Below are 24,500 nucleotides of genomic sequence, written 5' to 3' on the forward strand. Positions count from 1 at the left end.
TGCCCTCCCGCCAGGCTCACGTCTGGCGGGGGCATGGGGCAAATATCAGGGTGAGGGCATTCCCGGGTCCTGCCCGCCCAGACGGGCCAGCAGACGGGCCAGCAGACAGGCCAGCGCCTGACCCCGATGACTGCGGCGGTTCTTTTCCTCGGCGCTGATCTGCGCCGCCGTCAGCCCCAGGGCCGGCACCAGGAACACCGGGTCGTAGCCGTGGCCGCCATCTCCGGCGGGTGCCAGGGCCACGGCCCCCTCCCAGGTGCCTTCGCAAAGGATCGGCGAGGGGTCCCGGGCATGGCGCAGGAAGGCGATGACGCAGCGAAAGCGGGCGGTGCGCCGGTCCTCTGGCACCCCTTTCAGGGCGTCCAGCAGCTTGCGGTTGTGCTGCTCCGCGGCGGCGCCGGGGCCGGCATAGCGCGCCGAGTAGATGCCTGGCGCCCCGTCCAGGGCGTCCACCTCGATCCCCGAATCATCGGCCATGGCCGGCAGCCCGGTCTGCTCGGCGGCATTGCGGGCCTTGAGGATGGCGTTTTCCACAAAGCTCAGCCCGGTTTCCTCCGCTTCCTTGACCTGAAATTCGGACTGGGGCAGCACCTCATGGCCGCTGCCGGCCAGCAGGTCTGCAAATTCCCTGACTTTGCCGGCATTGCCGGTGGCAAGTACGATTTTCATCCTTCCAGCGCCTTCTGCTGGGCCTGGATGATCTCGGCGATCCCCTGGCGGGCCAGGGCCAGCATGCCATCCAGTTCTTCGCCCCGGAAGGCATGACCCTCCGCCGTGCCCTGGATCTCGATGAAGCCGCCGGCTTCGTTCATGACCACGTTCATGTCCGTTTCGGCGGCGGAATCCTCCAGATAGTCCAGGTCCAGCACCGGCACGCCCTTGTAGATGCCCACAGAGACCGCCGCCACACTGCCGAACATGGGATCGCGCTTGAGCTGGCGGCGGGCCTTGAGGCTGGCCACCGCATCCCGCAGGGCCACATAGCCGCCGCTGATGGCCGCCGTGCGGGTGCCGCCGTCGGCCTGGATGACATCGCAGTCCACGGTGATCTGACGTTCTCCCAGCCCTTCCAGATTGACCGCCGCCCGCAGGCTGCGACCGATCAGGCGCTGGATCTCCTGGGTGCGCCCGCTTTGCTTGCCCCGGGCGGCCTCCCGGCCCATGCGCTCATGGGTGGCCCGGGGCAGCATGCCGTATTCCGCCGTCACCCAGCCCCGGCCCTTGCCCTTGAGAAACGGCGGTACCCGTTCCTCCACGGTGGCGTTGCAGATCACCCGGGTGTCGCCGTACTCCACCAGCACGGACCCCTCCGCATGCCGGGTGAAGCCGCGGGTGAAGCGGATGGGACGAAGCTGGTCCGGGGCACGGCCACTGGGTCGCATGGGGAACTCCTGAATCGGTCAAATGGCCGGGGATTATACCCGTCCGGCCACCCGTGATGCAGGCAATCCTCGTGGGGCATGGGGTGTGATGGGGTACAATCGTTATCACACATTGATGACCGCAAGGATATCTCATGATCCGCAGCATGACCGGATTCGCCCGCTGTGAATCCACCAGTGAGGTGGGCGCCCTGACCTGGGAAGTGCGTAGCGTTAATCATCGCTATCTGGATGTGAGCACCCGCCTGCCCGAGGAACTGCGGGCCCTGGAGGGCGCCGTGCGGGAGCGGGTGATTGCCCGGCTGGGACGGGGCAAGGTGGAATGTGCCCTGCGCTTTCACCGGACAGACACCACCGATAAGACCTTGGTGCTCAACGAGGATCTGACCAAGGCGGTAATCGCCACGATAGGTCAGGTGGAACACTGGATGATGAATGCTGCCAGGGTCGGCGCCCTGGATGTGATGCGCTGGCCCGGTGTGGTATGCCAGTCGGAGCCAGACCCCCAGCCCTTGCACGAGGCCACCTTGAACCTGCTGGACCAGACCCTCACTGCCCTGATCGAATATCGCGCCCGGGAAGGCCGTCATATCCGGGGACTGCTGGAAAGCCGCTGTCAGGCCATCGCTGAACAGGTGGCCCAGGTGCGGGTCCGCCGTCCGGCGGTGGTGACCGCCCTGCGGGAACGTCTGCTGTCCCGTATCGCTGAACTGGGGGTGGATCTGGAACCGGGACGACTGGAACAGGAACTGGCGTTGCAGGCCCAAAAACTGGACGTCGCCGAGGAACTGGACCGCCTGGATGGCCATATTGAGGAGGTGCTGGCCTGTCTGCAACGGGATGAACCGGTGGGGCGGCGCCTGGATTTTCTGATGCAGGAATTCAATCGGGAAGCCAATACCTTAGGTTCCAAGGCCCACGACATGGACACCACCCAGGCGGCAGTAGAATTAAAAGTGCTGATTGAACAGATGCGAGAGCAGATCCAGAATCTGGAATAACGCCCCCCCGACACCGGATACCCCCATGTTTGCTCAACAGCGCCGAGAACAGCTCAGAGAGATGTACTGCCAGGTCTGGAAACGGGCCAGGGCCGGTGAGCCCCTGTCTCCCCTGGAACGGCAGATTGCCCAGGTGATCCAGGATCATCCCGAGTATCAGGCTTTGCTGGCAGCCCCCGAGGCCGCTTTGCTGGCAGAGTTCACGCCGGAGCAGGGGGCCGTCAATCCCTTCCTGCATATGGGGATGCATCTGGCCATTCGGGATCAAGTGGCAACGGATCGCCCTGTGGGTATCCGGGCCATCTTTGAACGTCTACAGTCCCGGCTTGGCCCCCTGGAGGCGGAACACGCCATGATGGACTGCCTGGGACAGGCCCTGTGGGAGGCTCAGCGCTCGGGGTGCGCCCCCGATGAGGCCGCCTATCTGGATTGCCTGCGCAAGGTGGCCGGCGTCTAATCTTCACCGGAATGGGGGCTGGATGTAGACAATTTCTCCTTTGCCCCCCCATCTGCCCCATCATGGCCCACCGCCCCCGCTTCTGATCCCTTGAGCATCGGTCACAGGGACTGAATGAGAACTGATCAGGCGCTATCCCCCTGTAGAAATTAAATTTATGGGCATCATCATTGTTGCCATCCCCCTTCCAGAATCCTTGTCAATTCGCAAATTCTTCCCCCTAACCCCCATTTTTTATCATATTTATCTCCTGACATGCTTGACCCCATGGTCGGTGACCTGTAGGTTTTGTCATCAATTGTTCACTGCACAAAACTTCGGCCACCTACCAAAGAAATACATTCACCGTGACTTCTCCGATCCTGCAAATAGCGTTGGCCAGTGGTTTCATGGCCGGTCTGGGAGTACTGCTGGCCGGTATTCTGGCCATTGCCAACCGGCGGCTGTACGTTTATGAAGACCCGCGTATCGACCAGCTCGAAGACCTGTTGCCCCGGGCCAACTGCGGTGCCTGCGGCGTGGCCGGCTGTCGCCCGTTTGCCGAGGCCCTGCTGGAAGGTCATCTGGAGCCGGCCCGCTGTACGGTGAACTCCACCGACATGAACCAGCAGATTGCCGACATGCTGGGGGTGGCCCTGGGCAGCCACGAGCGGCAGATTGCCCGTCTGGCCTGCGCCGGGGGTTCCCACGTGGCCGCTACCCGTGCCCGTTATCAGGGGCTCAAGTCCTGTCGCGCCGCCGCCCTAGTGTCCGGTGGCGGCAAGGGCTGCACCTGGGGATGCCTGGGGCTGGGAGATTGCGAGGTGGTCTGTGATTTCGACGCCATCCACCTGGACCGCTACGGCCTGCCGGTGGTGGACCCGGTGCGCTGTACCGGTTGCAATGACTGTGTGGATGTCTGCCCCAAGAATCTGTTTACCCTGCAGCCGGAAAGTCATCGGCTTTGGGTGGCCTGCCTCAATCAGGACCCTCAGGACGAGGCCATGGCCCACTGCCAGGTGGTCTGCACCGCCTGTGGCCGCTGCGCCGCCGATGCGCCGGAGGGACTGATCCGGATGGAGTCCAATCTGGCCGTCATTGATTACACCAAGAACGCCCTGGCCTCTCCCGTGGCCATCCAGCGCTGCCCCACCGGGGCCATTGTCTGGCTGGAAGGGCAGGCGCCCCGCAAGGGTTCGGGCGCCCGCAAGGTGACCCGCAAGGAACCATTGCCCCGCATGGAGCCCCTGCCCCGGGTCTGACCGCCGGCATGGCCACTCCAGGGTTTGCCGGTCGACATGGTGTCCACCGGCCCTTTGGCATCCCCGCATGGAAGGCGCAGATACCGATCATTACAAAGATTACAAAAACGTGACGGCCCATGAGCCGGCAGGAGAGAAACGACATGCTGTTCAAGCGCAAGCCATCGCAGGATTTCAAGTATCAGGGCACCCGTGCCGCCCTGGACGGCAATACCGCCGTCATCTATTGCGAACGGGAATCTTCCGATGCGGCAGGGGCCTACCCCATCACCCCCTCCACCCAGATGGGCGAAATGTGGGCGGAAGAGGTGTCCAAGGGACACATTAATATTTCCGGTCGCTCCCTGGTGTTCATCGAGCCGGAATCCGAACATGCCGCCGCCGCCGTCACCGCCGGCCTGTCCATGACCGGGATGCGGGCCATCAACTTCTCCTCGGCCCAGGGCGTGGCCTTCATGCACGAATCCCTGTACGCCGCCGCCGGCAAGCGTCTGCCCTATATCCTCAATATCGGTTGCCGCGCCATCACCAAGGCGGCGCTGAACGTGCATGCCTCCCACGATGACTATCACTGCGTGGACGACACCGGCTTCTTCCAAGTCTTCGCCAAGAATGCCCAGGAAGCGGCGGATCTGAACATCATCGCCCACAAGGTGTCCGAACTGGCCCTGAACCCCGGCATCGTCGGTCAGGACGGTTTTCTCACCACCCACCTGATCGAGTCCATGAAGGTGCCGGAGCGGGAACTGATCGCCGAGTTCCTGGGCCGTCCCGATGACATGATCGAATGCCCGACCCCGGCCCAGAAGATGATCTTCGGCGAGAAGCGCCGCCGTATTCCCGCCATCTGGGACGTGGACAACCCCATGGTGTCCGGTGCCCTGCAGAACCAGGATGCCTACATGCAGCAGGTGGCGGCCCAGCGGCCCTACTTCTTCGACCACGTGGCCGAACTCACCGACCAGTGCATGGAAGAGTTCTATCAGCTCACCGGCCGTCGCTATGCCCGTGCCTCCGGCTATCGCACCGACGATGCCGAGTACCTGATCGTGGGTCAGGGCAGCATGGTGGCCACCGCCGAGGCCGTGGCTGATCATCTGCGGGAAACCCGGGGCATCAAGCTGGGGGTGGTGAACATCACCATGTTCCGTCCCTTCCCCGGCAACCTGCTGGCCGCCCTGCTCAAGGGCCGCAAGGGCGTGGCCGTGCTGGAGCGCACCGACCAGCCCCTGGCGGAAGACCTGCCGCTGATGCGCGAGACCCGTTCCGCCCTGGGCAAGGCCATCGAGAACGGCCTGACCGCCAAGGGCGAGGCCCTGCCGTATCCGGCCTATCCCGCCTTTGATCGCAACGGCGACATTCCCCGCCTGTACTCCGGCGCCTTCGGCCTGGGGTCCCGCGACCTGCAGCCGGAAGGGCTCATCGCCGCGGTGGAGAACATGCTGCCCGAGGGCGGCAAGCGCACCTTCTTCTATCTGTCGGTGGATTTCATCCGCGACCAGGCCGCCAGTCCCAAGCAGGAACTGCACCAGCAGGCCCTGCTGGAAGCCTATCCCAACATCAAGCACCTGGCCCTGCGGGGGTCCGAGAATCCGAGCCTGATGCCCGAGGGCGCCATCGCCGTGCGCCTGCACTCCGTGGGCGGCTGGGGGGCCATGACCACCGGCAAGAACCTGGCCATGACCCTGTTCGATCTGCTGGACTTCCACATCAAGGCCAACCCCAAGTACGGTTCCGAGAAGAAGGGGCAGCCCACCACCTATTATCTAGCCGCCGCGCCGGAGCCCATCCGCATCAGCAATGAACTCAAGCAGGTGGATGTGGTGCTGTCCCCCGATCCCAATGTGTTCGATCACTCCGATCCCCTGTCCGGTCTGAACAAGGGCGGCGTGTTCATCATCCAGTCCTCCCTGGAGAACCCGGAAGCGGTGTGGCGCAGCTTCCCGGCGGCGGCCCAGCGCTATATCCGTGACAACGAGATCCGCGTCTTCTATCTGGATGCCTTCAAGATCGCCCGGGACGAAGCCTCCAACGCCGATCTGCAGTTCCGCATGCAGGGTATCGCCTTCCAGGGTGCCTTCTTCGCCGCCTCCCCGGTGATGCAGCGCAAGAACCTCACCGAGCAGACCCTGTTCACGGCCATCGAGGAGCAGTTGCAGGAGAAGTTCGGCGGCAAGGGCGCCCGGGTGGTACAGGACAACCTGCGGGTGGTGCGGCGTGGTTTTGATGAGCTGCTGGAAATCACCGACAAGCAGCCCACCACCGACAACCTGCCGGCCCTGGCGGATCGCTCGGTCCCGGAAATGCCGGTGATGCTCAAGCGGGTACCTCAGTCCCTGAGTGCCTCTGGCGATATCCATCGCTTCTGGGAGCAGACCGGCAGCTTCTATATCTCCGGTCAGGGCAACGACAATCTGGTGGACCCCTTCATCGGCATGTCCCTGATCCCGGCCTCCACCGGCATCTTCCGCGACATGACCCAGATCCGCTTCGATTATCCCGAGTGGCTGCCGGAGAAGTGTACCGCCTGTGGTGACTGCTACACCGTCTGCCCCGACAGCGCCATCCCCGGTCTGGTTCACACCCCCGGCGAAGTGTTTGAAACCGCCGTGCGCCGCATCGAGATCGGTGGCAAGCCCACCCGTCACCTGCGCCGTGCCGTGCGTGACCTGGAAAAACGCCTGCGCAACGCACTGACCCAGGCCGGCGATGGTGCCGACGTGGGCGCCGAACTGGACTTTGCCATCACCCATCTGCTGGCGGAAACCGACCTGCAGGGGGATGACAAGGCCCGCCTGGAAAAGGAACTGGGCTGGCTCAAGGAATCCATCGGCGACTTCCAGTTTGCCGTCACCCGTCCCTTCTTCACTGCCATGGAAAAGCGGGCCAAGGGCAGCGGCGGTCTGTTCTCCCTGACCCTCAACCCCTATACCTGCAAGGGCTGCATGGAATGCGTGAGCATCTGTGAGGACAAGGCCCTGGTGGTGACCCCCCAGACCCCGGAAAGCGTGGACACCATGCGCCGCAACTGGGATTTCTGGATGGATCTGCCCACCACCCGTCCGGACTACATCCGCATCGAGGACCTGGACGAGGGGATCGGCGCCCTGGAAACCCTGCTGCTGGACAAGAAAGCCTACGGCTCCCTGAACTGCGGTGATTCCGCCTGTTTAGGGTGCGGCGAAAAGACCACCGTGCATCTGTTCACCGCCACCGTGACCGCCCTGATGCAGCCCCGGGTCAAGGCCCAGCTCAAAAAGCTCGATGACCTGATCAGTGGTCTGGAGCAGCATGTGCGCCTGAAGCTGGCCGAAGGCATGGACCTGTCTAATGTCCAGGCCGTCAATCAGGTGATCGGCGAACATGCCGACAAGGATCTGACCCTGGCCCGCCTGTCCACCGCCCTAGATGCCAGTGGCGGTCATACGGTGGACCCGGACTGGCTGCAGTGGGTCACCGGTGTACTGGCCAAGCTCAAGGACCTGCGCTGGCGGTACCTGGAAGGGCCTTCTGGCCGTGGCCGCACCGAAATGGGGGTCATCAACGCCACCGGCTGTACTTCCGTGTGGGGTTCCACCTTCCCCTACAGCCCGTACCCGTTCCCCTGGGCCAGCCATCTGTTCCAGGACACCCCGTCCATGGCCATGGGCATTTTTGAAGGCCATATGGCCAAGATGGCCGAGGGCTTCAAGGCCATCCGCATGGCGGAGCTGGAACTGGCCGGTACCTACAACCCGGTGGAGCATGAGCCCTTCTTCGCCCAGTTCAACTGGGAGCAGTTCAGCGACGAGGAATTCCACCTCTGCCCGCCGGTGGTGGGGATCGGGGGTGACGGCGCCATGTACGACATCGGCTTCCAGAACCTGTCCCGCGCCCTGATGTCCGGCATGCCCATCAAGGTGCTGGTGGTGGATACCCAGGTGTACTCCAACACCGGCGGCCAGGCCTGTACCTCCGGCTTCATCAGCCAGGTGTCCGACATGGCCCCCTACGGCAAAGCCTGGAAGGGCAAGGAGGAGATCCGCAAGGAGATCAGCCTGATCGGTTTGGCCCACCGCACCAGCTACGTGATGCAGGGGGCCATCTCCCATGTGACACATCTGCTGGAGAGCTTCATCGAGGGCCTCAACGCCCGTCGTCCGGCCCTGTTCAACGTCTATGCCGTGTGCCCGCCGGAGCATGGGGTGGGTGACGATGTCGCCTTCGCCCAATCGAAGCTGGCGGTGGAGTCCCGTGCCTATCCGTTGTTCCGCTACAACCCGGACAAGGGCACGACCTTCCGTGAATGCTGCACCCTGGAAGGCAACCCGGCCATTGATCAGGACTGGCCCACCTATACCCTGAAGTATCAGGACGAGGACGGCGGCGAGGCCACCATGGAACTGCCCATGACCTTTGCCGACTTCGCGCTGACCGAAGGCCGCTTCCGCAAGCACTTCCGCAAGGCACCGGTGGAAACCTGGAACGACGACATGGTCCCCATGGCCGAGTTCCTGGCCATGTCCGAGGACGAGCGGGAAGGTCGCTTCCCCTATGTCTGGGGCGTGGATGACAAGAACCGCCTGAACCGGGTGCTGGTGTCCGAGGAACTGGTGCGTTCCGCCGAGGAGCGGCTGGCGTTCTGGCATCAGCTCAAGGGGCTGCTGGGCCTGGATCACGAAGTGGTGGATGTGGAGGCCGTGGCGGCCCAGACCCGCGCCGACATGGCCCAGCGGCTCTCCGGTGCCCTGCTATCCCTGGTCAGCGGCGATGGCGCCGCGAAGCTGGCGGACACCCTGCAGGCTCCCGCCCCGGTGGTGGCCCCTGCCGCACCCGTGGCGGCGCCCGTTCCCACCCCGTCGGCAACCCCGGTCAACGGTGCCAACGGCAATGGTCATAGCAATGGTCATGGCAATGGCCATGCCGCCCAGGGCAACGGGCTGGAATACGAGCCGGTCTGGGTGGAGACCACCGAGTGCACCGCCTGTGACGAATGTGTGCAGATCGCGCCCGGCGTGTTTGCCTATGATGACAACCGTCAGGCGGTGGTGACCAATCCCCAGGGGGCGCCGTACAAGGACATCGTGCGGGCCGCGGAGAAATGCACCGTGCTGGCGGTGCATCCGGGCACGCCCTTCAACCCCAACGAGCCCGATGCTGAAAAGCTGATGAAGCGGGCCATGAAGTTCAATTGACCATGGGCTTCCTGTCATTTTTGACGGGACTCACCTTCCCCCGGGGGGTTCATCCCCCCGGGTTGAAGGAAGATACCCGTGATAAACCCATTCGTCGGTTGCCTTTTGCGCCCCGCATGGTGGTGCCCCTGCAGCAGCATTTTGGCCGGCCAGCCCGGCCTCTGGTGGTCAAGCATCAGGAAGTGCTGCGGGGACAGCCCATTGCCGAGGCGGACGGTTTTGAGTCCGTGACCCTCCATGCCCCGGTGACCGGGGTGGTGGAGGGGATCGAACTCATGGCCACCGCCAGGGGCCCCAAGACCGAATCCATCGTCATCCGCACCGCCCCCGGCGACAGCCAGGTGATCCACTGGGCACGGCCCCAGGATCTGGAACGGCTCAACCGCCCGCAACTGATCCAGGCGATTCAGGGCATCGGTCTGGTGGGGCAGGGCGGCGCGGCATTTCCAACCCACATGAAACTGTCGGTGCCGGATGGGTATGACATCGACACCCTGGTGGTCAATGGGTGTGAGTGCGAACCCTACCTTAGCGCCGATCATCGCATCATGCTGGAGCAGACCGACGCGGTCATCGCCGGCATCCGTATCGCCATGAAGGCAGTGGGGGCTGATCGTGCCATCATCGGTGTGGAGGACGACAAGCCCGACGCCATTGCCGCCTTGAAGGCCCGACTGGACAAGGATGGCCCCATCTCCGTGGGCCAGGTGCGCAGCAAATATCCCCAGGGCTCGGAGAAGATGCTGATCAAGGCCCTGCTCAAGCGGGAGGTGCCATCCGGGCATTTTCCCTATCACATCGGCGTGGTGGTCAACAACGTGGGCACCATGGCCCAGTTGGGCACCCTGCTGCCCCGGGGCGAGGGGCTGGTGGAGCGGGTGGTGACCGTGGCCGGTCCCGGCATCACCCGTCCGGGGAACTACCGGGTGCCCATTGGCACCCCGTTGCGCTACCTGTTGCAACAGGTGGGGTTCACGGGCAGCGATGCCAGCCACATCATTCTGGGGGGACCGATGATGGGCAACACCGTCTCGTCCCTGGACGTGCCCATCACCAAGGGGGTGTCCGGCGTGGTGGTGCTGCCCGATCCCGAGGCAGAGGATACCCGCATGCAGCCCTGCATCCGCTGTGGTCACTGCGTGGAGGTTTGCCCGGTGGGTCTGAATCCTTCCGATCTGGGCAAGCTGGCTGCGGTACGTCAGTACGAGGTGATGGAGGAGCGCTACCACCTCAATGACTGCTTCGAGTGTGGTTGCTGCAGCTATATCTGTCCTTCCAACATCCCTCTGGTGCAATACTTCCGCATCGCCAAGTCCCTGAACCGGGAGCGCCTCAAGTGACCCCGCTGAAAATCGAACTCAAGACCTCGCCGCACCTGAAGCAATCGGGCAGCGTGGAGCAGATCATGCGCCACGTGACCTACGCCCTTTTGCCCATCTGCGCCTTCTCGGTCTATCACTTCGGCATCAGTGCCCTGGCGCTGATGATCACCACCGTGGTGACCTGCGTGCTGACGGAGTCTCTGTTCGCCAAACTCTCCGGCAAGCGCAGCAGCGTGTCCGATTTCAGCGCCGTCATCACCGGCCTGTTGCTGGCCCTGACCCTGCCGCCCTCCTTCCCCCTGTGGATGGCGGCCCTGTCCGGCTTCATCGGCATTGCCCTGGCCAAGGTGATGTTCGGCGGCATGGGTTACAACCTGTTCAACCCGGCCCTGGTGGGGCGGGCGTTTGCCCAGGCCGCCTTTCCGGTTTCCGTCTCCACCTGGACGGTGCCGGGTCATCCGGACCGGTTCACCGAATTTTTGCCCTCCACCCTGGCCATGCCCTTCACCACGCCCGCGCCGGTGGATGCCTGGACCACGGCCACACCCCTGGCCCAGTGGAAGTTCGAAGGGGTCCATGTGGAGACCTGGTCCCTGTTCACCGGCATGACGCCGGGTTCCGTGGGGGAAACCTCCGCCATCCTGATTCTGCTCTGTGGCCTCTATCTGATCGCCCGGGGCATGATGAACTGGCGCATTCCGGCGGCGGTGCTGGGCAGTGCCTTCGTCACCGCCTCGGTGTTCTACTGGATGGACCCTACGTTCTATCCCACGCCCTGGTTTGTGCTGCTGTCCGGCGGCATGATGCTGGGGGCCATGTTCATGGCCAGTGACATGATCGCCTCGCCCATCACCCGTTCTGGTATCTGGATCTACGGCATCCTGATCGGCTTTTTGGCGGTGATCATCCGCTTCTTCGGCGGCCTGCCGGAGGGGATCATGTACGCCATCCTGCTGGGCAACGCCATGGCGCCGCTGATCGAGCGCATCACCCAGCCCCGGCCCTATGGCACCCGCAAAAGGAGGGACGCGGTATGAGCACGACTCCCCAGACCACGGCGCCGGAACGCCCGGCGCCCACGTCCAGCGTCAAGCTGGTGGCCACCCTGGGGCTGATCGCCCTGTTCTCGGGGTTGCTGGTGGTGAGCGTGTTCGAGTTCACCAAGCCCTATATCGCGGAAAACCAGCGTCGGGCCCTGGAGGCCGCGGTGTTCCGGGTGGTGCCCGGCGCGGTGACCCGCCAGGACTTCGTGCTCACCGCCCAAGGGCTGTTCCCGGCGGCAGAGGCGCCGGCTCCGGGACAGCGGGTGTTTGCCGCCTACGATGCCGAGGGCAACCTGCGGGGCATTGCGCTGCAAGCCTCGGCCCGGGGCTATGCGGACGTGATCCGGGTGCTTTACGGCTATGACCCGTCCTGTCAGTGCATTGTCGGCATGACCGTGCTGGAATCCCGTGAAACCCCCGGCCTGGGGGACAAGATCGAGACCGATGCCCGGTTCGTGGCCAACTTCGAGGGTCTGGATGCCCGCCTCAACCCGGCCGGCACCGGCCTGGCCAATGCCATCGTCACGGTGAAGCAGGGTGACAAGGAACATCCCTGGCAGATCGACGGCATCACCGGGGCCACCATCTCCGCCAATGCCATCGGACGCATGCTCAATGACAGTGCCGATACGGTACTGCCGCGACTGGCGCCGTATTGGGCCATGCTTGAAGGAGGCGCCTGAACATGGCGGCCAATACCGAAAAACCCATCACTCTGGATACCTTCCTGATCGGTCTATGGCGGGAGAATCCGGTGTTCGTCATGTTGCTGGGCATGTGCCCGGTGCTGGCGGTGACCAACTCGGTGGTCAATGCCCTGGCCATGGGACTGGCCACCACCTTTGTGCTGCTGTGCTCCACCGCTCTGGTGGCATTGCTGCGCAATCATATCCCCAAGGAAGTGCGCATTGCCGCCTACATCGTGATCATTGCCACTTTCGTCACCGTGGTGGATTACCTGATCCACGCCATCAGCCTGGAGATCTATCAGGCCCTGGGTGCCTTCATCCAGCTCATCGTGGCCAACTGCATGATCCTGGGCCGGGCCGAGGCGTTTGCCTCCCGCAACCGGGTGAGCACCACCCTGGTGAATTCCCTGGGCATGGGGGTTGGCTTCACCATTGCCCTGTTATGTCTGGGGTCGGTGCGTGAACTGCTGGGGGCCGGCACGTTGCTGGGCATCCCGGTGTTCGGCGACAGCTTCGAGCCCTGGATCATCATGCTGCTGCCGCCGGGGGGCTTCTTTGTCCTGGGGGCCTGGCTGCTCCTGTTCGCCTGGTTCAAGGAACGACAGCTCAAACAGAAGATGACCGGCGCCGGGGAGGCGGGTGTCCATGCACGCTGATTCACTGACCTATATCTTTCTCAATGCGGCCATCATCAACAACTTCGTGCTGGCCCTGTTCCTGGGCATCTGCCCCTTGCTGGGGGTGTCCGGCAAGATCAGCACGGCCTTTTCCATGGGGCTGGCCACGGCTTTTGTGATGCTGATCAGCTCGGTGTCGGCCTGGTTGATCAATGAATTTTTGCTGTACTTCAATCTGGAGTTTTTGCGCCTGATCGCCTATATCGCGGTGATCGCCTCGGCGGTGCAACTGGTGGAGATGACCATCAAGAAGTTCAGTCCGCCCCTGTACCGGGCGCTGGGGATCTTCCTGCCCCTGATCACCACCAACTGCGCCATCCTGGGGGTGGCCCTGTTCCAGACCAACTACGAGTACAGTTTCAGCCAGTCCCTGGTGTACAGCCTGGGAGCCGGCGCCGGCTTCATCATCGCCATCGTGCTGATGGCGGGGCTGCGGGAGAAGCTGGAACTGGCGGATGTGCCGGCCATCGCCCGGGGCGCGGCCATGAGCCTGATGCTGGCGGGCATCCTGTCTTTGGCCTTCATGGGTTTTGCGGGGCTGGGGGGCAGCACCGCATGAAGACCTATCTGCTGGCGGTGGGCCTGATTTTTCTGATGTTCACCGGCTGGGTGCTGGTACAGGCGGCGGCCCGCCGTCTGGCCCGGCGTCACCCTGAACTGGGTCCGTTTCGGGAGGGAGGCGGTTGCGGGACCGGGCAATGTGGTTGTGGTTCACCTTGTCAGTCGCGGGGGAAGGGGGGAGCTTGAGCGGTTGGGTTGGGGCTGTGGGTTGAGTCGGTTCATCAGCGGCGCTAATCTGTCCGCCGGATGACTGTATTCAATGGAGGCCGTACCCTGAACTACCCTGTAGCGCGTCATGGATGACCCAATCAAGCGCGTCTCATTACCAAACTGCTGTTGCCTCGTTGCAAAAACAGCGTTGCTGTTGCTTTGTCTGCTGTCATGTTCGCTCCAGGCTGCAACCCCGTGGGCAATTCATGATTTAGCCGTGCTCACTGATGTACAGGGGATTGAAACCATTGCCTCGGTCACAGATCCCCTGCGTGCCACCGAATTTACTCCCAAGCCCCAGGGATTTTCTGCCGGTTATAACCGTAATGTTTACTGGCTACGCTTTACCCTGCATCCCCCACCGCAAGATATCTATGGGCAGCGCGAGGCGTTGCTGGTAATTTATCCACCGTTTTTAGACGATCTTCAACTCTATATACCTCATCCCGATCATCCTGATGGGTTTGAGCGCCGCTATAGTGGGGATCATCTGCCCTTCACTGCGCGTGAATATCCCTACCGCAGTTTTATACATCACTTGGTATTTGAACATGACGAGCCGATCACTGCTTATCTGCGCTTGCAGACCACCAGCAGTGCATGGGTAGTAATTGATGTACTTAGCATGGCTGATTTTACACAGCGGATTGCTGGTGAAACTCTGCTTTTTGGATTTTTTTTGGCATGTTGCTGGCCGGGATTTTAGCCAATCTCTGGCATGGTTTATGGTTACATCAAGCATTATATCGTAGCTTTTTACTCTATTTATGTGCTGCATTGCTGACACTTTTTACCGCCAATGGTTTTTTGGCTCAGTTTATATTTCCTGAACATCCATTCGTAGCAGATCATATCGCCTCGATCACCAATTTGCTGGTCATCGCTGCTATGACGCGTTTTTTTACTCATGCGTTGACACTACAATCGAGTCACCGGTGGTTGCGCAGGGCTTATCATGCTGTTTTTACGCTGGCATTACTGCTACTCCTTAGCCCGTTATTAGACTTATATACTGAAGGAATGCAGGTGTTGATTTTTGCGACACTGCTGATCCTGGTAGTCGGTGCGTTGCGTAGTTTATTTCTGTGGTGGCTTGGGAAGGGCGAGGGCAGTTTGCTGTTTCTTGCGCATCTGTTTAGTCTCATCGGAGCATTATCAACTGCCTTGGTCCTAATGGGCTGGCTACCAGGTAGCCTGCTGCTGCATTATGGTTTTCAAATTGGCTTGATGGGTAGCCTGATTGCCTTGCAGGTGATGCTGGCCCAACGAGTGCGGCGTATTGAGCGCAATCAGACCCAGACCCTGCTGCTTGCCGAGCGTGCCCAAGCTCAGGCACAGATGGAGCACGACCATCTTGAACAGCAGCGCCAACTAATGAGTATGCTCACCCATGAATTAAAAACACTTTTGGCGGTGATTCGCCTGCGACTTGGTGCTAAAAATCCCTCTGTACGCATGCAGCAGCAAGCGCAGAATGCGGTGATGGACATTCTTTCTATTTTAGAACGCTGCACCATGAGTAGCCGGCTTGATGACCAAGCTGTAACTATCGAGGTTTGCGCCTGTGATATTGAGCAGGTGATGAAAGAGTTAGTGGCGATACGATTTTCGGAAAGAGTGCACTTTCAGCAGCACAGTCCAGTTACTTATCCAATCAATACGGATAATACCTTGCTACGGGTGATTTTAGGAAATCTGATTGATAATGCTGTTAAATATTCACCACCTGAAACTCCGATCAAAATTCAGATCGAGGATGTTCAAAAAGAAAAGGTTGACGGCTGGTGCGTAATCATCACCAATGCCCGAATGTCTGGGGACGACTTGAATCCTGATCGCGTGTTTGAAAAATATTACCGGGCGCCAGGGGCGCACCGACACAGTGGTTCAGGGTTAGGGCTTTACATTGTCCACGAGCTAGTCGAGCAGTTACAGGGAAAAATTAGCTGCCATTGCGACTCCGATCAAGTGAGTTTTCAGCTATGGTTACCGAAAAATATTTGACTGTATTAATTGTCGAGGATCACCAGGCCTTGCGGGAGGTATTGACAGAGATATTAGAAAGCTATGGACACACAGTAATTGGAGTCGATTGTGCAGAAGAGGTATGTGAATTATTGCCACAGCAGGGATTTGATGCTGCGATTCTGGACCTTAATCTTCCTGGTGAAGATGGTCTGAGTCTAGCGGAGCGTCTACGCCAGGTACAGCCCGATTTGATTATTATCATGGTCACTGCTCGTAATCAAGTGGCAGATAAATTATCTGGTTATCGGCATGGTGCAGATATTTATCTAAGCAAACCTGTTGATGGTGAAGAGCTGGCTTTGCTACTACAAGCACTGGCGAAGCGGCTGCATTTTTTTGATAACGAAATTACAGAGGGATATCGACTTGATCGACAATGCTCAACTCTTATTTTGCCAACCCAGAATTCAGTTTTATTGACCGTTGATGAGGTCACTTTTTTGCAAGCTCTTGCATTAGCGGTTAATCAGAGTTTGGAGTACTGGCAATTACTGGAAGTTATGGGGCGTGAGGTTAATAACCATGGAAAAAAACAACTGGAGGTCATTGTTTCTCGCTTAAGACGTAAATTAAAAAATCAAGGCATCATAAATCCTGTTATCCGCGCTACCCGTAGCAAAGGCTATCAGCTTTTAATACCGTTAAGGTTAAATTAAATATTTCATCTTGTGAATGTAACCATTGACCTGCAAGCTTGTGCAAGTTTTCTTTTTTTTGATGTGGTAGATTAAGGCTTCATGAAGTAATCTTTTTCTACTCAGGGGAAAAGTCATGTCTTATGAAGTACAAGCCAGACAACTGATTCACCTGCTAGCACAAGAAAAAGGAATTGACACTAGCCTGCTCAATGAAACTCTCGTTAATATTTTTAGCAGGATATTAAGTCGTCAGATCACCGAGATGGAAGGTGATCAGATTGAGTGGAGTGATTCTTTTAGTATTTTGTTAAGTGTTTTTACCTGGGTCAGTATGCCAATTGACCAAAGACCTCAAGGTAAAATACCTACGGACCTCAAAGAAGTCATTGAATCGTTTAAACCTGCCCTGTTTGCACTTAATGGAGATGCACAGTTACGACATGCTGGCGATTCCTATGTTCTGGATTTAGGAGATAGGGAGCTTTTATTATCTACTGGTGACTGGCAGCTTTTATTTTCAGATGCAGCAAAGATTACAGCCCAGTTAGGTGTGTTTAAAGATTTTCAAGCCGGTGAAAATCGGTTGATCGGCATGCAGGATTTAACTCTCGAAGTGCCGAACAATGCTGATTTGAGCAATCGACAGTTTTTAGATATTCAGTCTAATGGCGATGTGCGCTTTTCTTTTGAGGGCGAGAATCAAAACTTGGTTCTCACCAGTGCCAGCAACCTCAAGCTCAATGGCGGTACACTGTATATCCAAAATGGTACACTCAATGTAGCTCGGGTGATTGAAGGGGAAGGCAGTTTTAGTGGGGTTGGTGATATTGTACTATCCTCGCGGATTATTATGGCCTTTGAGCAGCTCCAAAATATGGGTGGAACCATTCACAGAGGTTCTGATACCAGTACTTTCACTGTTTTAGTCAAAAACGAGGAACAGGCACAGGCTCTGAAGCCCCTATTGCAAGAGCGGGTGCAAGAAGGTTTAACGACCCGGGTGGGGATTGATCCGGATGCAGGGCTGAGTGATGCAGAAAAACAAGAGGTCATTGCGACTCTGACCGAGGTTGTTGCAGAGGTCACGAATGAGCCGGAGCGTGAGGATACGGCGGTTATCGGAGATGATGAGGACGCGGTTGCCGATCTTTTCCCTGAGAATACACTCCAAGATCCTGAGCCTGAGCCTGAGCCTGAGCCTGAGCCTGAGCCTGAGCCTGAGCCTGAGCCTGAGCCTGAGCCTGAGCCTGAGCCTGAGCCTGAGCCTGAGCCTGAGCCTGAGCCTGAGCCTGAGCCTCAACCCGAGCCGCCACCTGCACCTCAGCCACCTGCATCTCAGCCACCTGCATCTCAGCCACCTGCACTTCAGCCACCCGCTCAGATCACGACTGCAGATGAGCAGTTTAATACAGCAACAGGTGCGAAGATGGTTGGTGGGCACAAGGCGACCACTGCCAACAACACCATTGTAATCGCTGACCGCGATCATCTTGGGGGATCCACCATTGACGGCGTGGGCGACACTAACACGCTGAAATTTGATCAAGCAGGCACCTACGACCTAACACAAGCTGCCAGCGTTGCCAACATCTATACCCTCGACCTAAGCGGTGCTGATCGCGTGATCATCGACTCTGAAATGGATTTTGAAAAAATAATCGGCAACGGCAAAGAGCTGGAGCTGAGTGTTTTAAAAGAGGTGCATGGCTCAGGTTCGGCACAAACTGAAGTTGCCGCAAACTTGAATTTAACCAAGCTCTTTGAACTTGAAGGCACTCTTAGCCTGCTGGTCGTAAAAGGTGCAGTCAATCAAGCCAATTTTAGCGGTCTGGATGAGGTCAGCACAATCGACCTCAGCGATTTGAACTTTGCTCAGGGCTTCGATCAAGCCACCCTGCCAGGGGCAGACCAAGCCGGTGGAGCCGTCAACCTCAAAGCAGGCCAAACCCTGATTATGGACTTTGCCGATGTGGTGGCTCAGTTGGCTGAAGGTGGCTTTGCAGGGGTGCAGAGTGCAGCGGATGAAAACTCGACCCTTAGAATAACTGGGCAGGTAGATAATGTTGCTGCAGTAGAAGCAGTAAATACTCTAGATGGCGAGCACCTTCACTTGGATCTAGATCTTGATTTTAGCCAGTTAGATATTGACTCTGATTTATTAGGCGACCTAAGAGATGCGCTTGGTGGCAAGCTGCATTTAACTGCCGACCAAGTATTTACGGCAACACCCGAACAGATTGCAGGTCTCGAAATTTTAGGCCCTGCAAGCGCCACGGTGAAGCTGGTTGATGAACTGGACGATGGTGATACAGCAGATTTGTCCAAGATTGATGGCCCCGCGTTTGATCTTTCAGAGCTGGTGTTTAAAGACGGCGCTATTCTCAAACTGGCCGCAGCCCAAGCTGATGACTTTAAAATCTCGGGTTATAAGAGCCTGGTCATCCAATCGGCAGATGAGGATGAAATCCTGACCGATATTGATTTGGCAGCTGTGCAAGGCAAAGTAGCTTTCGCATTTGATGAATCGGGCACGCTTAGCCTTAAAGCTGGTTCTGTTATCAAAGCACACGACCTGACTATATCAGGCGGTGTGCTGGATGCAACGCTTGGCAACAACGCTACGCTTGATGTGACCAGCATCACTCTTCACGGTACTTCTGAGCTGATTCTAACCCAAGCGCAGTTTGATGTGCTGCAAGTGGCATTTAAAACCGACACACCCAACCAAGGGTGGGTTGTGGTGCAAGGTGATAATGATGAGGAAACCCTCTATCTGGTGACGGGTGATCCTGCCGATAATGAAATTGGAAACATGACCGGGTTGGTAGAAGCACCAGAAGCACCATCAGAAATCACGACTAAGGGTGCTGGTTTCGATACCCGAGAAGGGGACGAAATGGTTGATGGTGCCCAAGCCACCGATATTGACAACACCATCACCATCGCAGACTTCACGCACATGCACGGCTCCACCCTCGATGGCGTCGGTGGCAGCAATACCGTGATTCTGGCGGCCCCAGCTGATGGGGGGATGTATGACTTTAGTGAGTTGGTTGAGTTTGCACACATTAACCACATTCAGTTGAGTGAGAATGCCAACACCCGCATGAACCTGACTCAGCATGCACTGATCAGCACCGCCGCTGGTGACAACACGGTCACCATTGTGGATGCGGATAATGATAGTGACACGATGGCGCTGAATGCGGAAGTAGAAAACTACACCCTGACCGATGTGGGCGGTGGTGATCATGGAACTTTCAAGCTGACAGGTGTTGTGGAAAATACCAATGACCTCACTATCAATGACAGCAGTGTCAATGAGTTAGCGATAGAGTTTGCTAAAGAGGGTACGCTGAATGAATTGCGTTTAGGGAATGGCGTTGCCAGCGCTAAGCTGATCCTGACTACGGATGGAGAAAATACCATCGAGAGTTTACGCACTCAATGGGATGAACTAGGTGGCGCTCAAATATCCAGGCTTGAAACCCATGGCGAAGTTTCGCTGGATGTGAATATGGGTGATCATGTGAACATAGTGAATGACTTCACTATTAAAGCCAATGCTGAGCAAGGGACTCGCTTGGGGTCATCGGATAGCAATCTTTATCTTTATAGTTTTGACGGTCATAAGACTCTAAACCTGATTGCCAAGCACGACTTGGATATACCTATGCTCAGCTATAACTCTGTCTTTTCAACCGAGGTTTCAGGTGGCGGAACTGTAACCACTCAAGGGTTCGTCAATGAAATGGAGTTAAAGTCTAAAATGACTATATCAGTGATTGAAGAGTCCTCCTTTATTGCTAAAGAAGTTGAAAGAGAATGGGGGAATACTTTCAGCATATCTGGCAATGGAACTCTGAATCTCAATGCTGGAGAAGGCTCAAGGATTGATTTGCAAGGAACTATAGGTTTTTCTGGTGGCAGTATCGCAACCAACGCAGAGGGTGAAGTGAGAATTGCACAACTTACAAGCGGATGGATGGATGACTTCACTCTGAAAGCTGATGGCAATCTAAGGATTGATGATATCAGTGGCTATAACTTTGGCAGCAGCCCGTACAATTTCATCATTACCGGCGATGAGGCGGGTGCTGAACTGGTTTTGGGTTCAAGTGCAGAGACGGGGCTAACGCTGGGTACAGGCTCTGACTCCAACCTGGATGCCAGTGACTTCAAGGGTAATTTAACCGCCCACTTGGTACGGCAGGATGAGGGTGGGCCGAGTAACGCAAGCAAACATGCCGTGTTGCTCGGCCAAGGTGAGAACACCATCACCGTGCATGGCGAAACTGGAAATAATTTCACCAACTACACCTTTACCGTGGCAGCAGGAGGCTTGGGTGATACCACAATCACTGGCTTCAATGCGGGTGGTTTTAGGCGTGATGATATCCTGGACTTCACTGCTTTTGGGTGGACGAATAGTTACATCCAAGAACATAATTTCGAGTATAAGCTGGGTAAGCTTAATGCTAACATCGGCTTTAGCTTCAGTGTCAACACTGATGGTCTCAATGGTGACGGTCATGAACTTCTCGTCTTTACCGAGGTTGGAGGCGGCAATATCCAAATCACAAGCCCGAATTTTGATGGCAATATCACCTTGGTGGGTGTTGTGGGTTCCTCTCTAGATGCCAGTAATTTCACTGGTATTGATTTCCTAGGGGCCTAACCCATTTACCTTTGAGTAACGGATAGCCCATCATTTAGCCCTGCTCTTTGGAGTAGGGCTTTTTCATTTGATTTATCCTGGATAATCTTGATCATGACACCAGCTTATAAACATCCTCTGATAGGCAGCATGTAAGGAGAAAGCAGCCATGCCTCCAACACCCAGCCTATCGCTCCAAGCCCTGCTCCAACAAGCCCGCCAGGCTTTCGCCGCAGGCCAGCCACAAGCGGCTCAAACCCATTTACTGGCTGCACTGGAGCAGGCACCCGATTATCTGCCCACCTATGAACAACTCGCCCAGCTTTATCTGCAATGCCATCAGGTGCAGGAGGCCTATCAAGTCACCCAGGTGGGCCTCAAACAGCAACCTGACCATCTCGGCTTACAGCTACTGAGTGTGCAAACCCTGCTCAAAGCCGGTGCCGTGCAACAAGCCAGCCGTTATGAATCTGCCCTGCTGACGGCTCTGGACGCAGCACCCCTGCAAGTGATGCCCCTGCTGGCTGAATTAAGGCGCTTTCAAGGCCGCTTGCCCGAAGCGGTGACGCTGATGCGCCAAGCCTTGCAACACAGCTTAACCTACGCCCCAACACCGGCTGCGCCTTCAACTGCTGCGCGTGAGGATTTTGGCGACCGCCATCAAGCCTTGCTGGAGAAAACCCTAGTGCAGTTAGCGGCAGCGGGGGTGCATGCGTTTACAACCTCGGGCACTCTTTTGGGTCTGGTGCGTGATGGCCGTTTGTTGCCCTTTGATAAGGATGTCGATGTCGGCCTGCCCTTTGCAGAAATGCAAGCTGCGATTGACTGTTTAACCCGGCAAGGCTGGCAAGAGCACCTGGCATCTTATGGCTTGGCTAACCCGCGCTGCTTGCGGCATTCCAGTGGTTTGATTCTGGATTTATGTGGTTTTGTGTTTGAAGAAGCCAGCCAACGCACCTTGGCAGGTTTTTGGCTGCCCCAAGCCCCTTGGGCGTGGCAACGCATCACCGAATACCCGCCGTTAAAACTACAACGCCAGAACACCCCTGTCGGTGAAATCTGGGCAGTGCAAGACCCGCAAGCCTGGTTAACTGCCCTCTATGGTGACGGCTGGATAACGCCCGACCCTGATTTTAATACCGTGGTGGCGGCCAAAAATCTGCGAGGCTTTTCACTGTTGACCGAATACTACGCTTGCCTTTATTTGCGTCAGCACTGGCAAAAGCGCCAGTTGAACAAAGTGGCGGCCCTTGTGAACGCGCTTCACGCCCACCGAGCCGACGATGCGTTATTTCTGGCTGTGCAGCAACAACTTAACCAGGAAGGACACAAGGGGCACGCCAATGAATGAACTCACGCTCGTAAGCGGTGTGTTTGATCTCTTTCATGTCGGCCACCTGCGTTACTTGCAGCAAGCACGCGCCTTGGCAACAGGCCCACTGCTGGTGGGCGTGGTATCCGATGCCGAGACCCAGCGTGTTAAGGGTCGCTTGCCGCTGATCGCAGAGCAGCAACGCTTGGAGTGGGTCAGCGCCCTTGGTGGCGTGGATGCAGCGCGTTTGCAACCCACTTCAACAACGAATATTGCTGAAGCGGTTGATTGGATTCAAGCTTGGGGCGTCACTCAAGTCATCCAGGGTGACACTTGGCAGCCCAGCCCAGCGGGGCAGGCATTGGAAAACGCCCTCAAACAATGTGGCATTAAGGTGCGCTATCTACCCACAACCGCCTGTATTTCAAGCGCATACCTTCGCCAGCAGCTCGCTGTAGCGCCCAACAGCGCCGTTTGCCCAGAACTGCCAAGCAATTCGCAGTTGGATTTACCCCTTAAACCCAAACAAGCGAATCGCATTCGCGTGCTTGCGACCGGCGTTTTTGACCTGCCGCATCACGGCCACCTGCGCTTTTTGCAACAAGCCGCCCAACAAGGCGATGAACTGCTGGTCGGCGTTGCCAGTGATCAACTCACCTACGCCAATAAAGGCCGTTACCCTGTTTTTACAGGGCCACAGCGCCGTGAACTGCTGCAAGGACTAAAGTGTGTTGATGCCACCTTGACCATTGAGCAATCATTACGCGCAACAAAACCCAGCGTGGCCTGGATTGAAGCATTAAAGGTTGATCGTCTAGTAGGTTGTACTGAATGGCAAAAGACGGGTCACTGGCAGCGCCTTGAAAGCGCACTCAAACAAAAAGGCATGGAGGTAATCTACTTGCCTCCAACCCCCGACATCTCAACCTCTATGCTGCGACAGCGGATTGTGGCCCCGTTAAAGGCGCCCATTTTTTAGTTTTTTGGTGAAACCGCTGCTTGTGCGATCATGGTACCAAGCATCAACGGAGATAATTCCCATGACCCAAACTAACCCTACACTGAGCGATGTCTGGCAGCTGTTTCAGGAAACCGCCCGCAAGTTCCAGGACACTGACCGTAAGTTTCAGGAAACCGACCGCAAGTTTCAGGAAACCGACCGCAAGTTTCAGGACACTGACCGTAAGTTTCAGGAAACCGACCGCAAGTTCCAGGACACTGACCGTAAATTTCAGGAAACCGACCGCAAATTTCAGGAAACCGATCGCAAGATTCAGGAAACCGACCGCTTGATCAAACAACTGGCCAAAAACCTCGGCGACATTGGCAATCGTCTGGGCGAGTTTGTTGAACACATGGTTGCACCCGCAGTGGTGCGCCTGTTTCGTGACCAAGGCATTGAGGTTCATGCGGTTTATCCGAATATCCGTGCCAAACGCAACGGCGTGGCATTAGAGATTGACCTTTTAGTGGTCAACGATGGCGTGCTCATTGGCGTTGAATGCAAGAGCAAGCTGACAGAGGCCCATGTGGATGCCCATGTGGAACGCCTGGGCAACTTCAAGGGCGTCCTGCCCATTTACAAGGACCATCGGGTGATGGGGGCCGTGGCGGGGATGGTGGTGGAAGACAAGGTGGCCGAATATGCCCTTGTCCGTGGATTGTATGTGCTCTGCCAAAATGGCGAGCAGATCGACCTGCGCACCCCGCTGGAATTTCAACCGGCAGTGTGGTAACACAAGGTCAGTGCCCCGTTGGTCGCGAGCGATGGCTGGCATTGTCGGCTTCAGGCTGTTTCCACGTCGAATGCCACGATCTGCCGCTGTTTGCGGGAGAATTCCACGCTGATCACCATAGCCCGACGCTGGCACAGTGCCCTTCGTACTGGGCCATAGTCTCCTGGGGCACAAGATAGGTTTGGTGGAAGCGGTTGTGGCGGTTTAGCTGCTCCGAATTTCATACACGAAAGTGCTCATTCGGTGATTCGCTCTCCGTTGATAGCGCCCGGGTTTGGGCGAGCAACTGGAGTCCTGGTTGAGCAGTCCCAACCGGAGGCGCTCAGTCCGTTCCAGCAAGATCGCCTTGACCCGATTGAACGGAGTGAACCG

General features: G+C 57.7%; 19 protein-coding genes. 17 read left to right on the forward strand and 2 right to left on the reverse strand.

Annotation, left to right across the window (positions count from 1 at the left end; translation table 11 throughout):
- Positions 1–45 precede the first annotated feature (45 nt).
- The gene (gene rdgB, locus BMX62_RS05595) at positions 46–669 is read right to left on the reverse strand and encodes an RdgB/HAM1 family non-canonical purine NTP pyrophosphatase (RefSeq protein WP_090205619.1); all 624 of its coding nucleotides are present in this window, start codon (positions 667–669) and stop codon (positions 46–48) included.
- Positions 666–1,382 carry a ribonuclease PH gene (rph, locus tag BMX62_RS05600; protein WP_090205623.1) on the reverse strand — a complete coding sequence of 239 codons (717 nt, stop codon included), beginning with the start codon at positions 1,380–1,382 and terminating at the stop codon, positions 666–668. The genes rdgB and rph overlap by 4 nt, the downstream gene beginning before the upstream one ends.
- Positions 1,383–1,516: 134 nt before the next feature.
- Between rph and BMX62_RS05605 the strand changes: the two genes are divergently transcribed.
- The 17 genes from BMX62_RS05605 (at position 1,517) to BMX62_RS05680 (ending at position 24,128) form a co-directional block, all read left to right on the forward strand.
- A complete protein-coding gene (locus BMX62_RS05605) occupies positions 1,517–2,383 on the forward strand; it encodes a YicC/YloC family endoribonuclease (protein ID WP_090205626.1) in 867 nt (288 codons plus the stop codon).
- A gap of 25 nt (positions 2,384–2,408) precedes the next feature.
- A complete protein-coding gene (locus BMX62_RS05610) occupies positions 2,409–2,840 on the forward strand; it encodes a DUF1841 family protein (RefSeq protein WP_090205629.1) in 432 nt (143 codons plus the stop codon).
- 347 nt (positions 2,841–3,187) lie between these two features.
- Positions 3,188–4,081 carry an RnfABCDGE type electron transport complex subunit B gene (locus BMX62_RS05615; RefSeq protein ID WP_274377158.1) on the forward strand — a complete coding sequence of 298 codons (894 nt, stop codon included), beginning with the start codon at positions 3,188–3,190 and terminating at the stop codon, positions 4,079–4,081.
- Between the two features lie 143 nt (positions 4,082–4,224).
- Entirely contained in the window at positions 4,225–9,255 is a 5,031-nt protein-coding gene (locus tag BMX62_RS05620; protein WP_202906212.1) for a 2-oxoacid:acceptor oxidoreductase family protein, read from the forward strand.
- Between the two features lie 2 nt (positions 9,256–9,257).
- Positions 9,258–10,595, forward strand: coding sequence for an electron transport complex subunit RsxC (rsxC, locus tag BMX62_RS05625; RefSeq protein ID WP_090205632.1), 1,338 nt, complete (start codon positions 9,258–9,260; stop codon positions 10,593–10,595).
- A complete protein-coding gene (locus BMX62_RS05630) occupies positions 10,592–11,614 on the forward strand; it encodes an RnfABCDGE type electron transport complex subunit D (RefSeq protein ID WP_090205635.1) in 1,023 nt (340 codons plus the stop codon). The genes rsxC and BMX62_RS05630 overlap by 4 nt, the downstream gene beginning before the upstream one ends.
- A complete protein-coding gene (locus tag BMX62_RS05635) occupies positions 11,611–12,303 on the forward strand; it encodes an RnfABCDGE type electron transport complex subunit G (protein WP_090205638.1) in 693 nt (230 codons plus the stop codon). The genes BMX62_RS05630 and BMX62_RS05635 overlap by 4 nt, the downstream gene beginning before the upstream one ends.
- 2 nt (positions 12,304–12,305) lie before the next feature.
- Positions 12,306–12,965: an electron transport complex subunit RsxE gene (gene rsxE / locus BMX62_RS05640; RefSeq protein ID WP_090205641.1), complete on the forward strand. Its 660-nt coding sequence runs from the start codon at positions 12,306–12,308 to the stop codon at positions 12,963–12,965.
- Entirely contained in the window at positions 12,955–13,545 is a 591-nt protein-coding gene (locus BMX62_RS05645) for an electron transport complex protein RnfA (protein ID WP_008932382.1), read from the forward strand. The genes rsxE and BMX62_RS05645 overlap by 11 nt, the downstream gene beginning before the upstream one ends.
- Positions 13,542–13,733, forward strand: a complete 192-nt coding sequence (locus tag BMX62_RS05650) for a hypothetical protein (RefSeq protein WP_090205644.1) — start codon at positions 13,542–13,544, stop codon at positions 13,731–13,733. The genes BMX62_RS05645 and BMX62_RS05650 overlap by 4 nt, the downstream gene beginning before the upstream one ends.
- Before the next feature lie 109 nt (positions 13,734–13,842).
- A complete protein-coding gene (locus BMX62_RS05655; protein ID WP_090205647.1) occupies positions 13,843–14,463 on the forward strand; it encodes a 7TMR-DISMED2 domain-containing protein in 621 nt (206 codons plus the stop codon).
- The gene (locus BMX62_RS05660) at positions 14,442–15,761 is read left to right on the forward strand and encodes a sensor histidine kinase (protein WP_090205651.1); all 1,320 of its coding nucleotides are present in this window, start codon (positions 14,442–14,444) and stop codon (positions 15,759–15,761) included. The genes BMX62_RS05655 and BMX62_RS05660 overlap by 22 nt, the downstream gene beginning before the upstream one ends.
- Positions 15,740–16,441: a response regulator transcription factor gene (locus tag BMX62_RS05665; RefSeq protein WP_090205655.1), complete on the forward strand. Its 702-nt coding sequence runs from the start codon at positions 15,740–15,742 to the stop codon at positions 16,439–16,441. Before BMX62_RS05660 ends, BMX62_RS05665 begins: the two co-directional genes overlap by 22 nt.
- 115 nt (positions 16,442–16,556) lie before the next feature.
- A complete protein-coding gene (locus tag BMX62_RS12960) occupies positions 16,557–21,101 on the forward strand; it encodes a tautomerase family protein (RefSeq protein ID WP_202906213.1) in 4,545 nt (1,514 codons plus the stop codon).
- 148 nt (positions 21,102–21,249) lie between these two features.
- Complete coding sequence (locus tag BMX62_RS12630; protein ID WP_143339664.1) at positions 21,250–22,431, forward strand: tetratricopeptide repeat protein; 1,182 nt, start codon at positions 21,250–21,252, stop codon at positions 22,429–22,431.
- A complete protein-coding gene (locus BMX62_RS05675) occupies positions 22,424–23,371 on the forward strand; it encodes an FAD synthase family protein (RefSeq protein WP_162273504.1) in 948 nt (315 codons plus the stop codon). Before BMX62_RS12630 ends, BMX62_RS05675 begins: the two co-directional genes overlap by 8 nt.
- A 61-nt stretch (positions 23,372–23,432) precedes the next feature.
- Positions 23,433–24,128 carry a DUF3782 domain-containing protein gene (locus BMX62_RS05680; protein ID WP_090205661.1) on the forward strand — a complete coding sequence of 232 codons (696 nt, stop codon included), beginning with the start codon at positions 23,433–23,435 and terminating at the stop codon, positions 24,126–24,128.
- Positions 24,129–24,500 lie beyond the last annotated feature (372 nt).

This window comes from Ectothiorhodospira magna (assembly GCF_900110965.1).
In the GTDB taxonomy this organism is placed as follows: Bacteria; Pseudomonadota; Gammaproteobacteria; order Ectothiorhodospirales; family Ectothiorhodospiraceae; genus Ectothiorhodospira; species Ectothiorhodospira magna.

Coding starts and splice junctions, on each gene's coding strand:
- rdgB (WP_090205619.1), bottom strand. CDS start 669: ATGAAAATCGTACTTGCCACCGGCAATGCCGGCAAAGTCAGGGAATTT.
- rph (WP_090205623.1), bottom strand. CDS start 1,382: ATGCGACCCAGTGGCCGTGCCCCGGACCAGCTTCGTCCCATCCGCTTC.
- BMX62_RS05605 (WP_090205626.1), top strand. CDS start 1,517: ATGATCCGCAGCATGACCGGATTCGCCCGCTGTGAATCCACCAGTGAG.
- BMX62_RS05610 (WP_090205629.1), top strand. CDS start 2,409: ATGTTTGCTCAACAGCGCCGAGAACAGCTCAGAGAGATGTACTGCCAG.
- BMX62_RS05620 (WP_202906212.1), top strand. CDS start 4,225: ATGCTGTTCAAGCGCAAGCCATCGCAGGATTTCAAGTATCAGGGCACC.
- rsxC (WP_090205632.1), top strand. CDS start 9,258: ATGGGCTTCCTGTCATTTTTGACGGGACTCACCTTCCCCCGGGGGGTT.
- BMX62_RS05635 (WP_090205638.1), top strand. CDS start 11,611: ATGAGCACGACTCCCCAGACCACGGCGCCGGAACGCCCGGCGCCCACG.
- rsxE (WP_090205641.1), top strand. CDS start 12,306: ATGGCGGCCAATACCGAAAAACCCATCACTCTGGATACCTTCCTGATC.
- BMX62_RS05645 (WP_008932382.1), top strand. CDS start 12,955: ATGCACGCTGATTCACTGACCTATATCTTTCTCAATGCGGCCATCATC.
- BMX62_RS05650 (WP_090205644.1), top strand. CDS start 13,542: ATGAAGACCTATCTGCTGGCGGTGGGCCTGATTTTTCTGATGTTCACC.
- BMX62_RS05655 (WP_090205647.1), top strand. CDS start 13,843: ATGGATGACCCAATCAAGCGCGTCTCATTACCAAACTGCTGTTGCCTC.
- BMX62_RS05660 (WP_090205651.1), top strand. CDS start 14,442: ATGTTGCTGGCCGGGATTTTAGCCAATCTCTGGCATGGTTTATGGTTA.
- BMX62_RS05665 (WP_090205655.1), top strand. CDS start 15,740: ATGGTTACCGAAAAATATTTGACTGTATTAATTGTCGAGGATCACCAG.
- BMX62_RS12960 (WP_202906213.1), top strand. CDS start 16,557: ATGTCTTATGAAGTACAAGCCAGACAACTGATTCACCTGCTAGCACAA.
- BMX62_RS12630 (WP_143339664.1), top strand. CDS start 21,250: ATGCCTCCAACACCCAGCCTATCGCTCCAAGCCCTGCTCCAACAAGCC.
- BMX62_RS05675 (WP_162273504.1), top strand. CDS start 22,424: ATGAATGAACTCACGCTCGTAAGCGGTGTGTTTGATCTCTTTCATGTC.
- BMX62_RS05680 (WP_090205661.1), top strand. CDS start 23,433: ATGACCCAAACTAACCCTACACTGAGCGATGTCTGGCAGCTGTTTCAG.